Genomic DNA, 14245 nt, shown 5'->3' with positions numbered 1-14245 from the left:
AAACCGATTTTTTTAATATTAAATACACTGAAACGATCAGTTATTTTAACCAACTATCACTTAAGCTGGTATTCTTGTAAGTGTTTTTCACAAAAGTGTTAACGTGCTACAATTGAATTTGATATATGTCAACAAAGCGTAGTTTTGTTGGGTGGTAGATTCGGCTCACACTGTTATGTTGCTGTTAATAGGGTTAGGATATGCGCCGCTTTTGTCACCTTTGGGGCTGTAGGGAGTAACACCCCGACCAAGCTAGCGATGTTGTTGACGTTGATGGAAAGTGCATCAAGAACGCGTTTACGTACTTTAGTCATGTGATAAATAGGATGACGAGTTACAAGTCAATAAAAATTCCTATGTAACAAAGACTTCTGTACTTCCTATTTCTATTTTGTTGGCAATTTTAGGTAGCAAACATGCAGACCCCGCACATTCTGATCGTAGAAGACGAGATAGTCACTCGTAACACCCTGAAGAGCATTTTCGAGGCGGAAGGCTACGTAGTTCATGAAGCCAATGATGGCGCTGAAATGCATCACATTCTGTCTGAGAATGATATCAACCTGGTTATCATGGACATCAATCTGCCAGGCAAGAATGGTTTATTGTTGGCTCGGGAACTTCGTGAACAGGCAAGCGTTGCGCTGATGTTCCTGACTGGCCGCGATAATGAAGTGGATAAGATTCTCGGTCTGGAAATCGGTGCTGATGACTACATCACCAAGCCTTTCAATCCGCGCGAATTAACTATTCGTGCACGTAACTTGCTGTCACGCACCATGAATCTGGGTAGCGTGGGCGAAGAGCGTCGTCTGGTTGAAAGCTATAAATTTAACGGTTGGGAGCTGGACATCAATAGCCGCTCACTGATCAGCCCTGCTGGCGAACACTATAAACTGCCACGCAGTGAATTCCGCGCCATGCTGCACTTCTGCGAAAACCCAGGGAAAATTCAATCCCGTGGCGAATTGCTGAAGAAAATGACCGGCCGCGAGCTGAAACCTCATGACCGTACGGTTGACGTTACCATCCGCCGGATTCGTAAACATTTCGAATCCACTCCGGATACGCCAGAAATCATCGCTACTATCCATGGCGAAGGTTATCGTTTCTGTGGCGATCTGGAAGAGTAATCAACCGGTTATCAACTTTATAAAAAAGCCAGCGCTGAAGTGCTGGCTTTTTTTTGCTTATAATTCTTCGTTATGGGTTGGCGTGCGTCCAAGGAATAATCGGCACGGCGCTGATAGCATTCTTCGGTGAACCATCAACGACTTTGTCAGAATAAGTCAGATACACCAGAGCGTTACGATTTGCATCGTAGAAACGAACGACCTGAAGCTTTTTGAAAATAAGCGAAGTGCGTTTCTGGAAGACCACCTCCCCTTTAGATTTTCCTTTCTTGATTTTCTCTGATAACTCAATCGGTCCGACCTGCTGACAGGAGATAGCCGCATCGGCAGTATCCTCTGCCAGCCCTAATCCGCCCTTGATTCCACCGGTTTTTGCACGGCTGATATAACAAGTTACATTTTTAACATCAGGATCATCGAAGGCTTCAATGACGATTTTATGGTCAGGGCCAAACAGCTTAAATACCGTATCCACCGAGCCAACCTCTTCCGCATGCACGCTCATGGCGCCAAAAGAAAGTAGTCCGCAAAGCAATATCCAATTTTTTTTCATACACTTACTCCATTACACCCGATAGATTACGCAAAGTTAAATTTTTGTACTGATAATAAGATATTCATTGGAAATAAGCTTTCGCCAGCTTAACAACATTATTTAGCACAGTTGCTAATAAAAATCTTAAGCAGTCTGAGACAAAAAAAATTGCTACTATGCGGCGGAGCTAATTTTCAGCTCTCAAGCTATTACTTTAATCCAGGCCGCTTTATGAGGAAGATCTATGGATCAAGCCAGTATCATTCGTGATCTGCTTAGCTGGCTAGAAAGTCATTTAGACCAGCCTTTATCACTGGACAATGTCGCCGCCAAGGCAGGCTACTCTAAATGGCATTTGCAACGGATGTTTAAAGACGTCACCGGTAACGCTATTGGTGCCTATATCCGAGCAAGAAGACTATCTAAAGCTGCGGTTGCGCTGCGTCTAACCAGTCGGCCCATTCTGGATATTGCACTGCAATACCGTTTCGACTCCCAGCAAACCTTTACTCGCGCATTCAAAAAACAGTTTGCGCAAACGCCTGCGCTCTATCGTCGAGCGGAAGACTGGCATTCCTTAGGCATCTGCCCGCCTATTCGGTTGGGGTCTTATACCCTGCCTCAGGCCGAGTTTATTACCTTGCCAGAACAGCATTTGGTTGGTTTAACCCAAAGCTATTCATGCACGCTGGAACAAATTTCCACGTTCCGAACCGAGTTGCGCTCTCATTTCTGGCATCAATATCTTGGCGGTGCGGATAAGCTGCCGCCGGTACTGTACGGCTTGCATCATTCCCGGCCAAATCAGGAAAAAGATGATGAGCAGGAGATATTCTACACCACGGCCATTGAGCCTCAACATACTCCAGCCAACGTAACTGAAGGCCAGCCGGTTATTTTGCAGGGCGGTGAATACGTTAAGTTTATCTATGAAGGGCCGGCGGAAGGGCTACAGGACTTTATTCTGACACTGTATGGTACCTGCCTGCCGCTGTCGGAGATGACTCGCCGCAAAGGCTATGATATCGAACGTTTCTTCCCTCAGGGCCGGCCACAAGACCAGCCTCCGAAGGTGTTACACTGCGAATATCTGATTCCTATCCGACGTTAACGCTGTAATTCGTCCAACGCGGGCATATCCAGATGCGTGATATCGCCCGCGGTCTCAACTATCCAACCTGATGCCAACCACGGACTTTGCTGATAATCCACGCGGGATAGCGAACAATTGCGCAAACGCAAGCGTCGCTCAGCATGGGGCGGCAACCCCAAAATAGTGCTGAGCAGGCAACCTAACGCGATACCGTGGCTAACCAACAACGGTTTGCTGCCCGGAGGTAGCTCAAGGCAGCTTTCCAAAGCCCCACGCATACGGGCCGCCAGTTCAGCCATGGATTCACCCTGAGGAATACGCCCATCAGGAGTACCATCGACCATCTGCTTGCGCCACCGTTCTTCCTGCGCGTTTAAGCCGTCGATGCCACGCTCCTCCAACACGCCCATATTCAATTCACGCAGACGCGGCTCAACAATAACGTCACAGCCACAGGCATCGGCAATGATTTCTGCCGTGCGTCGCGTACGTCCCAAATCGCTGGTGATGACGTGGGTGATACCTTCACTGCTCACCCGACGTGCGACCAGACGAGCCTGATGTTCACCGATTGCGGTCAGCGGGCTGTCTGATTGCCCTTGAATACGGCGGGCCGCGTTCCATTCGGTTTCGCCATGACGAACGAGATATACCTGTAACATGTCTGATTTCCGTTATACTGCGTAAAATTAGCTAAAGGATACTTAAGCTCATTATGTACCATGTTGTTGCCGCAACTACCAACCCTGCAAAGATCAGGGCTATCACTCTCGCCTTCAACGATGTTTTTGGCGCAGACGCCTGCCATATCGAAGGTATCAACGTCGATAGCGGCGTATCCCTCCAGCCAATTGGCAGTGACGAAACCCGCACCGGAGCACGCCAGCGGGTCGCCGCAGCACGTCAGATAAAGCCGGAAGCAGATTTTTGGGTCGGGGTCGAAGCCGGTATCGAAGATAATATGACCTTTGCCTGGATAGTCGTTGAACACTTGCAGCAGCGGGGAGAATCCCGCTCAGCCAGTTTGATGCTACCGCAAATTATATTACAAGGAATTAATCAAGGTCGTGAACTAGGCGACGAAATGGCACTTTTGACAGGTAATGCGGAAGTGAAACGTCAGGGTGGTGCGATTGGAGTCTTTACCGATGGTAAACTGTCACGCACCAGCGTTTACCATCAAGCGTTAGTACTTGCTTTAGTTCCTTTCCATAACTCGGTCTATCTGGAAAGCTGATTAGGCAATAGAGCGTCAGGCAAAGGCTCAATCTTTACCTGACGTTTCAATCGTTTCAGGATTGCGACGACGATTCGTTATTGAGTAATTGCGCTTCCAACCAGCTTTTCAGCTGCGGTGGCGAGGCTTTCAGGCTATTAGAACCTCGGGTAATGGTAGCAATACCGGCGCCGAGTTGGTTCTTCAGTTCCCGCTGACTCAATTCACCACGCATTAACTCCTGAATAATACGCACGCGCGTCCCCAAAGCCGCACGCTCATCGGGCGTCAGCATCAGTTGCAACAACGGTTGGTGAAGATCTTGCGCAACGGCCTGTTGCAGCAGCGCAATAAAGCTTAACCAGTTCTGGTTATCTTCAGCGGAAAGAGCGGGATCGATTACGACATTTTCGGTCATGGTATGCTGCCATACTATTTAACTAGTACAGCAGCATAGCATAAACTGGCAAAAATCAATAACGCCTCTGCCACTCCGCATCACTCAGCACCTTTGCCGGACGGTGCATAAAGTGACGATAGAAAGCGTCGTAAGCCAAGACGTTTTTGACATAGCCGCGCGTTTCAGAGAAAGGAATACTTTCAATGAAAGCAACGGCATCGATCTGCCCCGCGCTATTTCCAAGCCAGGTATTCACTCGCGATGGCCCGGCGTTATACGCCGCGCTGGCGAGAATCCGGTTGCGGCCAAACTGCTGATAGACCTCTTCCAGATAGCTGGTGCCAATTTCGATATTTGTGACCGGATCGAGCAATTGGCTGCTGTTCACATAGCCGCTGATATTATTCAGTTTTACCGTATGATCTGCGGTACGTGGCATCACCTGCATTAAACCTGCGGCTCCCACAGGAGACTGCGCTTTCGGGTTCCATGCACTTTCCTGTCGGGCAATAGCCATCGCATAACTTGGAGTAATGCCTTTGCCTTCCGTTGCCCGACGGAATTCTTGCGGCCAGGCCAGAGGGAAGCGCTCTTCCAGATGATCCCAAAGTTTCGCCACTATCGTCGCCTGTACGCTCAGATCGGCCCACTTTTGGTTAAAGGCATAGCGCGCCAGAGCTTCCTGCTGCGGTTTACTACGGCTGGCGACCAGATAGCTCCATTCGTTACGTGCCAGATTATCCATATTCCAGTACATCAGTTCGCGAACCCGAGCAATTTCCGGGCTGTCCGCCAATGAGGTATCGGGTTTGGTCGCCACTTCAACCATGATTGGATAAGGTATATTCAGCTTTTGTGCCGCCACCATTGGGTAGAAACCGCGAGCTTTGGTCAACTCACGCAGTATCGCCTCGCCTTCGGCTTTATTTCCCTGCTCAATCAGCAAGGTTGCACGCCAGTAGCGCCACTCGTCTTTATCTTTTGCATCCGCAGGTAAACGCTCCAGCCATGCCTGTAACCCTTTACGGTCACCGGTGCCTAACGCCATGCGAATACGGCGTTCAAGCAACGGCGTGGCGTGGCTGCGCAACGTGACTTCATCACGCCATTTCGCCTGCTCGTAAGTGGCATCATTTCCCATCAAACGCCAGGCAACCGCCTCTTCCAGCTCCAGTTTATCTTTCTCGCTCATCTTCTGTAGTCGTGTCAGCGTGGGAATCATGGCGCGGGCGTTTTCCACGTCCTGACGCGCTAAGCGAGTAAAAGCAATAATGGTGGCAGAACGGGTAAAATCTGTCGGCCCTACGGTGCGGGCAAAGCTTTCCACGCTGGCCGGATCGCTCTGTAACTTCGCCAGCGCCGTCCCCATGGTTTGATAATCACTCGGTAATTGTTTCAGCAAGAAGTTGACCAGACTGGCATTCCCTTCCTTGAGCGCCAAACGCATCCGCGCCAGCGTTGCCAGCGGTGTTTGGTGCCCTGCCTGCTGCCAAACCGTAAACAGCTTGTCGCAGCTACCCGGTAAAGACTGGCCGTTCAACCAGATTTCGCTGGCACCGTCCCAGGCGACCTGCTGCTCGCCGCTCGCCCATTTGGCATAGTAATAATTACAACGAGCCGCTACCGGCTTCGGTGGCTGTGGGCTAAAGCTCAATAACCCACGCCAATCTTCACGGTTCGCCAGCTCGTTAACAAAACGCGAGGATAACGAACGCGCTGGCGGCAGCGTTGGATTACGGTTAAGGAAATCACTGATCTGTGCCGCGCTGACCTGGCCGAGATCTTGCGTCAACTGACGATATTCCAGATAGGGATACAAAGGATAATCGCGCAGCGTTGGTAACAGCTGTTCCACCGTTGCCATCTGGTTGCTATCCCACGCCTGTTTAACTTGTTGATAGCGCTGCCGTTGGGCATCAAGAGAATCTGCTGACGCCGCTCCTGATGCTGTCACCAGACACACGCCAATCGCCAGGTATCGCCACTTATCCATACTTACTGTTTCCTCACTGGTTGTTGGCTGTACGTCATATTCACCGGATCTTCTGATTAGCATAGTCATAATTAGTTCAGAGCTTCAAATTCAGGCTGGCTGAGAGTTTCGCTCGATATGCCACTATGTTCCAGCGTCTTTACCCACTTTTGCAGATATTCTTATTATGAAGAATCCACGTTTTGCTTAATGAAGATAAGCACATAATTAGGAATACGAACGGAATAATAACCTTTTTATAATAGTGGCTATTCATATTCATCTTATCCGCTGAACGAAATAAATTACCAATGAAGCTGAGAGATTGGGTGTTAAATTTTTTAGCGATAACGCAAGTAACTGTAGAGATATCAGTAGCAAAAATCGCGCCTAAACTCAGGTTCTGCGCCTATAGGAACATTCTGTTACTTAATTTTTATTATCTCAGATCAAGGCAGTAAACTGATAATTATCTACTATCCTTCCTCACTATAACTATGCTGTTTCACTGTTTCTGTTCAACCCATTAGCATTTAATTTTTATTTAAAAATCAAATAATTAACTTATAGGTGTTCACAGCGTAAGGCAAAAGGTATTTTGGCTTGACGTTAAACCGGCATTATTTTCCGGTAAATAAAGGACACAAGGACGGCTAATTTTAGATTTATTAATTCTTTGGAGAAGGTTCCTTCAATGCATAACACACCAAACCAAAAGTCAGCCTCGCCGCCCCCATCGGGCAAAACCTGGTATCAGCTCACGACGGATGAGAGCTTAGAGCAGCTCAATACCACTACAGAAGGTCTGAGCCAGCAGGAGGCAGCAAAACGCCTAAAAAAGCACGGGCCTAATGCCTTGCCAGAAAAGAAACGCAAGCATCCCCTCCTCCAATTCCTTGCCCATTTTAATGATGTTCTGATTTATATCCTGCTCGCCGCAGCCTTGGTTAAAGGACTGATGGGGCATTCCGTCGATACCATAATCATCTTATGCGTCGCGGTCATTAACGCCCTGATCGGTTTTGTTCAGGAAAATAAGGCCGAGAAATCCCTGAAAAGCATTCAGAACATGCTTTCCAGTAAAGCCGTGGTTATTCGCGATGGCATTACGCAAACCATTGATGCAAAAGATCTGGTGCCGGGCGATATCGTTACCCTGAAACCCGGTGACAAAATTCCTGCTGACCTGCGTTTGCTGGAGGGCCACAACCTACAGATCGAAGAAGCTATTCTTACTGGCGAATCGACGGTGGTGGAAAAACAAACCGGAGTCATAGAAAGCGAATCCGTTATTGGCGATCGTAAAAATCTGCTGTTTTCCGGTACCACCATTAGCGCCGGTACGGCCAAAGGCGTGGTTATTGCCACCGGTGGTGACACCGAGCTGGGTCATATCAACCAGATGATGTCTACCGTTGAATCGACCCGAACTCCGCTACTGCAGCAAATGGATCGCCTCGGTAAAGCTATCTTCATCCTGATTCTGGTGATGATGGCCGTACTGTTTGTTTTTGCCTTTATCCTACGCGACCTGCCGGTTGATGAACTGTTGCTGGCGCTGATCAGTCTGGCCGTGGCCTCGGTTCCGGAAGGCTTACCGGCGATTATCTCAATTATTTTGTCGCTGGGCGTTCAGTCCATGGCGCGTAAACGGGCGATTATCCGTAAGCTGCCAACGGTAGAAACTTTGGGTGCAATGACGGTGGTGTGTTCCGATAAAACCGGCACCCTGACAATGAACGAAATGACCGTGAAAGCGGTAATTTTGGCCGACCATTGCTATCGCGTTGAAGGTGAAAGCTATGAGCCCGTTGGCAATATTTATCAGGAAGGCAGCGACCAGCAGGCCGATTTAGCTGCAAACCCAACGCTGAAAACATTCATCACTGCGGTGAATTTATGTAATGACAGCCAGATCCAGAAAAACGATCAGGGTCATTGGGTGATTACCGGCGGCCCAACCGAAGGGGCGCTAAAAGTACTGGCGGCGAAATCCGGCATTGAGCTGGGTCAGGTTAATCAACTCGGTAAAATTCCTTTTGATTCCGCTTATAAATATATGGCCACCAGCCATCAGATTCAGTCGGAAAACAGCATCTTCCTGACCGGCGCGCCGGACGTACTATTTACCTTCTGCCAGCAGGAACTGACGGCAAACGGCGTCGCTCCGTTCCGCCGCGATTACTGGGAAGCTGAAATGGCTCGCTACGCCAAGCAGGGCTTGCGTATGGTGGCTGCGGCGTTCCGACCTACTGACGAGGGCATTAGCAAACTGGATCATGCCGATATTCAACAGGGTATGGTGTTTGTCGGTATTGCCGGCATGATGGATCCGCCGCGCCCTGAAGCCATTGATGCGATAGCCACCTGCCAGCAGGCCGGTATTCGCGTGAAAATGATCACCGGCGACCATCAGGAAACCGCCATGGCAATTGGCGCGATGCTGGGAATAGGCAACGGCACGGATTCCATTACCGGCAGTCAGCTGGAACATATGGACGATGAGGAACTGGCCGAAGCCGCGGTTCGTTACGATATCTTCGCCCGAACCAGCCCGGAGCATAAGCTGCGTCTGGTAAAAGCGTTGCAAACCAAAGGTGAAATCGTTGGCATGACCGGCGATGGCGTCAACGATGCACCGGCGCTGAAACAGGCGGATGTGGGTATCGCGATGGGGATCAAAGGAACCGAAGTGACTAAAGAAGCTGCCGATATGGTGCTCTCTGATGATAACTTCGCCACCATCGCCAGTGCGGTAGAAGAAGGGCGTCGGGTTTACGATAACCTGAAGAAAACCATCCTGTTTATCCTGCCAACCAACCTGGCGCAGGGGCTGCTAATCATCTTTGCCATTCTTGCCGGGGCGGTCATTCCGTTAACGCCGCTGCAAATTCTGTGGATGAATATGGCGACCTCTACTACGCTTTCTTTCGGTCTGGCATTTGAACCGGCAGAAAGAGGCATCATGAACCGCAATCCGCGAGATCCTTCGCGCCATGTACTGGACGGCCACGCTATCTGGCGTATCGCCTTTGTCGGTACTTTGATTGCTATCAGTGCCTTTATTCTGGAAGCTTATCTGGAACCTCGAGGTTACAGCACCGAATTTATCCGTACAGTGCTCATGCAAACGCTGGTTACCGCGCAGTGGATTTACATGTTTAACTGCCGCGTGGCGGATCGCTTCCCGCTGAACAAAGAGTTGTTCGTTAACAAAGGTCTGTGGCTGGTTTCCGGCGTTCTAATCTTGCTGCAACTGGCAATTATCTATCTGCCGTTTATGAACACAGCCTTTGGAACCGAACCTCTGCCAGCCTATTACTGGGGCCTGACATTACTGGTGGGTCTTGCCATCTTCATTATTGTTGAAATAGAGAAATGGGTTATCCAGCGTTTTAAACCTTCCATAAAGTCTGTTTGACCATTTCCCGCTTTCTTTCTCCGCCCGGTGTTAAAACCGGGCGGTTTTTCCCTGAAATGAAAATATTTAAGAAAATTCCCTGCCCTGCCGATACCATGACGAGCATTGCAACAATGTGATCTTGTAATACAATCAGAGAGAATAAAAACGGTAAATCTAAGCGCCGATAATAAAATGACTTTTTCTCACTGACTATGTTGCCTGTTTATATTTCCGGGGCCGATCCACAGGAAGCGCAAAAATGACCACCTCGACTTGCGCAATCAACGGCGTCAGTAAGAATGATCAATACGTTATGCCTCCCTGGCATTTTGGGCGTATTTGTCAGTATCTATTGATTGTATTTACGTTCGTATTTTCTACCGGCGCCAGATCGGCGGAAGAACCTGCCAATGCGAACGTGATACAGGCGCGGACAGATGCCGCAACCAAAATGGTTTTGGGGATTATCAGCTATGCCCGCTGGCCGGTGACTCCGCAGGTCATTAGGTTATGTGTTGTCGCCCCGACCAACTATGCAGAAGGCCTGTTTAACCCGGCGTTAATGGCAACGCAACATCCAATTAAAGTCGAGCGATTCCCGTTTGCCAGCCCGGCTATTTCAAGCCAATGCGATGCTATTTATTTGGGAAGTGCCACCGCAGAGCAGCGGTTGGAGTTAATTAATCGCACTCAAGGTCATCCGATACTGACAATCAGTGAGGATTATTCTGAATGCGCCACCGGCAGCGCCTTTTGTCTGTTAGTGGAAGATAACCAGGCATCTTTTAAGGTTAATATGGATGCGTTAGCACGTACAGGAGTTCGTGTTCATCCGAGCGTACTGCAACTCGCCCGTAAGAAGGCTGATGGTTTATGAGACTGATTAAAAGAATAAATAAACGTCGTGTAAAATTACCTAGCTTAGGGAAAATACTTCAACGCATACATTTAACCGTGGCTCTGGTTGCCGTGGGGATGGCTGGTATCTTTATTACTCTGGTTGCCATTTTTTCCCTGCGTGTTTACGCCGACCACAACCTGCATTTGATCGCCCGTTCAATTAGCTATACCACCGAAGCCGCCGTAGTTTTCGGCGATAATATTGCCGCCAATGAATCATTGGCGTTGATTGCAGCCAGCGAAGAGGTGGCCGAGGCTAAAATAGTTGATGCCAATGGCAAGCTAATAGCCAGTTGGTCGCTACCCGCCCACGGCCCGTTCCACCAGCTAGAGCAAAGCGTTGCCCATTGGGCACTGAGTGGCCCGGTAGAACTGCCTATCATGCACAGCGGTGAACGCATAGGTACCATTATTATTGTCGGCCACGGCGGCAGCCTGCTCAGTTTCCTGTTGCGCGGGGTGATTGCCATGCTAGCCGGTATCATTGCCAGCACGCTAGTCGCCCTGTTCCTTTCTCGCCGAATGCTCCGCAGAATTGTCGGCTCGCTGAACCGTATAACCGAAGTGGCGCACGATGTGAGCCTGCATCGTAGCTTTGGCCAAAGAGTTCCATCGGCTCATATCAAAGAACTTAATGAGTTAAGTAACGATTTCAATGGGCTGCTGGAAGAGCTGGAAGTCTGGCAGGCACATTTAACGCAGGAAAATGATTTCCTGACCCATAGAGCGACTCATGACAGCCTGACCGGGCTTGCCAATCGCGCCTTTTTTGAAGTCAGCCTGAACCGCACGCTCAATGAATGCGCTGATAAGGATATGGTGGCATTGATGTTCCTCGATGCCGATAGTTTCAAAGAGATTAATGATAATTATGGCCATGCCGCCGGTGACGTCGTACTCATCACCATGGCTGAACGTATCCGTTCGCAATTACGTGAAACTGATTTTGTTGCTCGTCTGGGCGGTGACGAATTTGCCGTGCTACTGACGTCAATCGGCAATAGCTATGATGTATTATCGATCGCGGACAATATCATTCATTGTATGGCTCACCCAATTACACTGCCTGACGGCACGGATATCACAACATCAATCAGTATTGGTATTGCGTTCTATCCGGAACACGCGCAAACGCCAGTAGAACTGTTACAGCGTGCGGATGAGGCCATGTATTTGGCGAAGAACAATTATCATGGAGGCGGCCGGGTGATTCTGCCCCAAAGCCTGACATACACAGCGTAAAAGAATAAGGTCTTACAATGCAAAAGTTGAGGAGTAGCCTGTGGATTGGCTTGATGGCGTTGGGGTTATTGCTGCTAGCGGGTTGTCAGAATAAGCCTCAGGGTCTGACAGCGGAGCAAATAGCGGCTCTACAGGAACAGGGATTCAAACTAACGGACAACGGTTGGGAATTTGGCCTGTCAGATAAGGTGCTATTTAGCAGCAACGTTGGGAAACTGAATGCTCAGGGAGAGCAAACCGTAGAGAAAATCGGCCACGCCTTGATGGACGTTGGTATCAGCCATATTCGTCTGGACGGACACACCGATTCAATGGGTGAAGATAGTTACAATAACCAACTGTCTTATGGCCGCGCCAGCGCCGTCGCAAATACCCTGACTTCCATCGGTATGCCGAAAGCCAATATCGAAGTTCGCGGGCTTGGTAAGCTAAATCCGGTTGCCGATAACCGCACGGCCAAAGGCCGAGCCGAAAACCGTCGCGTGGCAATGGTCGTCACCGCGCCCTGATACCTGAATAAGCCCATTCTGTGGGGGCGGTCAGCCCGCCTCTCCCGCAAAAAGGTTATACTCCGTTATCTTCAAGGATGTATGGGATCCGTTATCGAAACGGGCTACACTCCGCACCAGACATCCTAATAAAAACTGATATAGAGAGGCTAGAGCAACGTGGCTCAATACGTCTATACCATGCATCGCGTTGGCAAAGTGGTTCCGCCGAAGCGTCATATTTTGAAAAACATCTCCCTGAGCTTCTTCCCCGGCGCCAAAATCGGCGTATTGGGTCTGAACGGTTCCGGTAAATCTACCCTGTTGCGCATTATGGCCGGTGTAGATACCGACATCGAAGGCGAAGCGCGCGCTCAACCAGGCCTGAAAATCGGTTACCTGCCGCAGGAACCTCAACTGAATCTGGAACAAACGGTACGCGAAGCGGTAGAAGAATCCGTTAGCGAAGTTAAACGCGCGCTGACTCGTTTGGACGAAGTCTACGCGCTGTATGCCGATCCAGACGCCGACTTCGATAAGCTGGCGAAAGAGCAAGGCGAGCTGGAAGCGATTATCCAGTCTCACGATGGCCATAATCTGGATAATCAGTTGGAACGCGCTGCCGATGCGCTGCGTCTGCCGCCTTGGGATGCCAAAATTGCCAATCTGTCCGGTGGTGAGCGTCGTCGCGTGGCGATCTGCCGCCTGCTGCTGGAAAAACCGGACATGCTGCTGCTGGACGAACCAACCAACCACCTGGATGCCGAATCCGTGGCTTGGCTGGAGCGCTTCCTGCACGACTATGAAGGCACCGTTGTGGCGATTACCCATGACCGTTACTTCTTGGATAACGTGGCTGGCTGGATTCTCGAACTTGACCGCGGCGAAGGTATTCCGTGGGAAGGCAACTACTCCTCATGGCTGGAGCAGAAAGACGCTCGTCTGGCGCAGGAAGCCTCTTCCGAAGCCGCTCGTCGTAAATCTATCGAGAAAGAGCTGGAATGGGTTCGTCAGAATCCGAAAGGCCGTCAGGCTAAAGGCAAGGCACGTTTGGCTCGCTTTGAAGAACTTAACAGCGTTGAATACCAAAAACGTAACGAAACCAGCGAGTTGTTCATTCCACCTGGTCCACGTTTAGGCGACAAAGTGCTGGAAGTTCAGAACCTGAGCAAATCCTATGGCGACCGCCTGCTGATTGACGATCTGACCTTTGCACTGCCGAAAGGCGCCATCGTCGGTATTATCGGGCCGAACGGCGCGGGTAAATCTACGTTGTTCCGTATGTTGTCCGGTCAGGAACAGCCTGATTCCGGCACCATAACCTTGGGTGAAACCGTGCAGTTAGCCTCTGTCGATCAGTTCCGCGACAGCATGGATAACAGCAAAACCGTGTGGGAAGAAGTTTCCGGCGGTCAGGACATCATGAAGATCGGTAACTTTGAATTGCCAAGCCGCGCCTACGTTGGTCGCTTTAACTTCAAAGGTGTCGATCAGGGCAAACGCATCGGCGAGCTGTCCGGCGGTGAGCGTGGTCGTATCCATCTGGCAAAATTGTTGCAGGTTGGCGGCAATATGTTGCTGCTCGATGAACCCACCAACGACCTGGATATTGAAACCCTGCGCGCACTGGAAAACGCCTTACTGGAATTCCCGGGCTGTGCGATGGTTATTTCCCATGACCGTTGGTTCCTCGACCGTATTGCTACCCATATCATCGATTATCAGGATGAAGGGAAAGTAGAATTCTTCGAAGGTAACTTTACTGAATACGAAGAGTGGAAAAAGCGGACGCTGGGCGCTGATGCCTTAGAACCGCACCGTATTAAGTACAAGAAAATGACCAAGTAATTCGTCATTCACTGC

General features: G+C 49.8%; 13 protein-coding genes. 8 read left to right on the top strand and 5 right to left on the bottom strand.

Going from position 1 to position 14245, the window contains the following annotated elements:
- Nucleotides 1-173 precede the first annotated feature (173 nt).
- On the bottom strand, nucleotides 174-314 hold the full coding sequence (yjjY, locus tag PL78_RS20800; protein ID WP_235600971.1) for a YjjY family protein: 141 nt from the start codon (nucleotides 312-314) through the stop codon (nucleotides 174-176).
- Nucleotides 315-416: 102 nt separating this feature from the next.
- Here yjjY and arcA point away from each other — a divergent pair, with 102 nt between their 5' ends.
- On the top strand, nucleotides 417-1133 hold the full coding sequence (arcA, locus tag PL78_RS13700) for a two-component system response regulator ArcA (protein ID WP_004706052.1): 717 nt from the start codon (nucleotides 417-419) through the stop codon (nucleotides 1131-1133).
- Between the two features lie 70 nt (nucleotides 1134-1203).
- Here arcA and creA read toward each other — a convergent pair whose 3' ends face one another.
- The gene (gene creA, locus PL78_RS13695) at nucleotides 1204-1686 is read right to left on the bottom strand and encodes a protein CreA (protein ID WP_064516317.1); all 483 of its coding nucleotides are present in this window, start codon (nucleotides 1684-1686) and stop codon (nucleotides 1204-1206) included.
- Between the two features lie 226 nt (nucleotides 1687-1912).
- On the opposite strand from creA, the gene robA reads away from it, so the two are divergent.
- The gene (robA, locus tag PL78_RS13690; RefSeq protein WP_064516315.1) at nucleotides 1913-2779 is read left to right on the top strand and encodes an MDR efflux pump AcrAB transcriptional activator RobA; all 867 of its coding nucleotides are present in this window, start codon (nucleotides 1913-1915) and stop codon (nucleotides 2777-2779) included.
- On the opposite strand, the gene gpmB is transcribed toward robA, so the two are convergent.
- A complete protein-coding gene (gene gpmB / locus PL78_RS13685; protein ID WP_064516313.1) occupies nucleotides 2776-3423 on the bottom strand; it encodes a 2,3-diphosphoglycerate-dependent phosphoglycerate mutase GpmB in 648 nt (215 codons plus the stop codon). The two genes, robA and gpmB, sit on opposite strands and share 4 nt — an antisense overlap.
- Nucleotides 3424-3476: 53 nt before the next feature.
- Here gpmB and yjjX point away from each other — a divergent pair, with 53 nt between their 5' ends.
- Nucleotides 3477-3998: an inosine/xanthosine triphosphatase gene (yjjX, locus tag PL78_RS13680; protein ID WP_064516312.1), complete on the top strand. Its 522-nt coding sequence runs from the start codon at nucleotides 3477-3479 to the stop codon at nucleotides 3996-3998.
- Between the two features lie 55 nt (nucleotides 3999-4053).
- Here yjjX and trpR read toward each other — a convergent pair whose 3' ends face one another.
- Together trpR and sltY are read right to left on the bottom strand one after the other, a co-directional pair.
- Nucleotides 4054-4395 (bottom strand): trp operon repressor, encoded by a 342-nt coding sequence (gene trpR / locus PL78_RS13675; RefSeq protein WP_064516310.1) that lies wholly within the window; start codon nucleotides 4393-4395, stop codon nucleotides 4054-4056.
- Nucleotides 4396-4450: 55 nt separating this feature from the next.
- Nucleotides 4451-6370 (bottom strand): murein transglycosylase, encoded by a 1920-nt coding sequence (gene sltY, locus PL78_RS13670; RefSeq protein ID WP_064516308.1) that lies wholly within the window; start codon nucleotides 6368-6370, stop codon nucleotides 4451-4453.
- A gap of 673 nt (nucleotides 6371-7043) precedes the next feature.
- Between sltY and PL78_RS13665 the strand changes: the two genes are divergently transcribed.
- The 5 genes from PL78_RS13665 (at nucleotide 7044) to ettA (ending at nucleotide 14230) form a co-directional block, all read left to right on the top strand.
- Nucleotides 7044-9770 carry a cation-transporting P-type ATPase gene (locus tag PL78_RS13665; protein WP_064516306.1) on the top strand — a complete coding sequence of 909 codons (2727 nt, stop codon included), beginning with the start codon at nucleotides 7044-7046 and terminating at the stop codon, nucleotides 9768-9770.
- A 241-nt stretch (nucleotides 9771-10011) separates the two neighbouring features.
- A complete protein-coding gene (gene yfiR, locus PL78_RS13660; RefSeq protein WP_064516305.1) occupies nucleotides 10012-10629 on the top strand; it encodes a regulatory sequestration protein YfiR in 618 nt (205 codons plus the stop codon).
- A complete protein-coding gene (gene dgcN, locus PL78_RS13655; RefSeq protein ID WP_064516303.1) occupies nucleotides 10626-11894 on the top strand; it encodes a diguanylate cyclase DgcN/YfiN in 1269 nt (422 codons plus the stop codon). The genes yfiR and dgcN overlap by 4 nt, the downstream gene beginning before the upstream one ends.
- A 17-nt stretch (nucleotides 11895-11911) precedes the next feature.
- The gene (gene yfiB, locus PL78_RS13650; RefSeq protein ID WP_064516301.1) at nucleotides 11912-12403 is read left to right on the top strand and encodes an outer membrane lipoprotein YfiB; all 492 of its coding nucleotides are present in this window, start codon (nucleotides 11912-11914) and stop codon (nucleotides 12401-12403) included.
- Between the two features lie 159 nt (nucleotides 12404-12562).
- Complete coding sequence (gene ettA, locus PL78_RS13645; protein WP_049598991.1) at nucleotides 12563-14230, top strand: energy-dependent translational throttle protein EttA; 1668 nt, start codon at nucleotides 12563-12565, stop codon at nucleotides 14228-14230.
- Nucleotides 14231-14245 lie beyond the last annotated feature (15 nt).

The sequence above is a fragment of the Yersinia entomophaga genome (assembly GCF_001656035.1).
GTDB lineage: Bacteria > Pseudomonadota > Gammaproteobacteria > Enterobacterales > Enterobacteriaceae > Yersinia > Yersinia entomophaga.
Note: the sequence above shows the minus strand (reverse complement) of the source record. Positions and strands in the feature narration are given on the sequence as shown.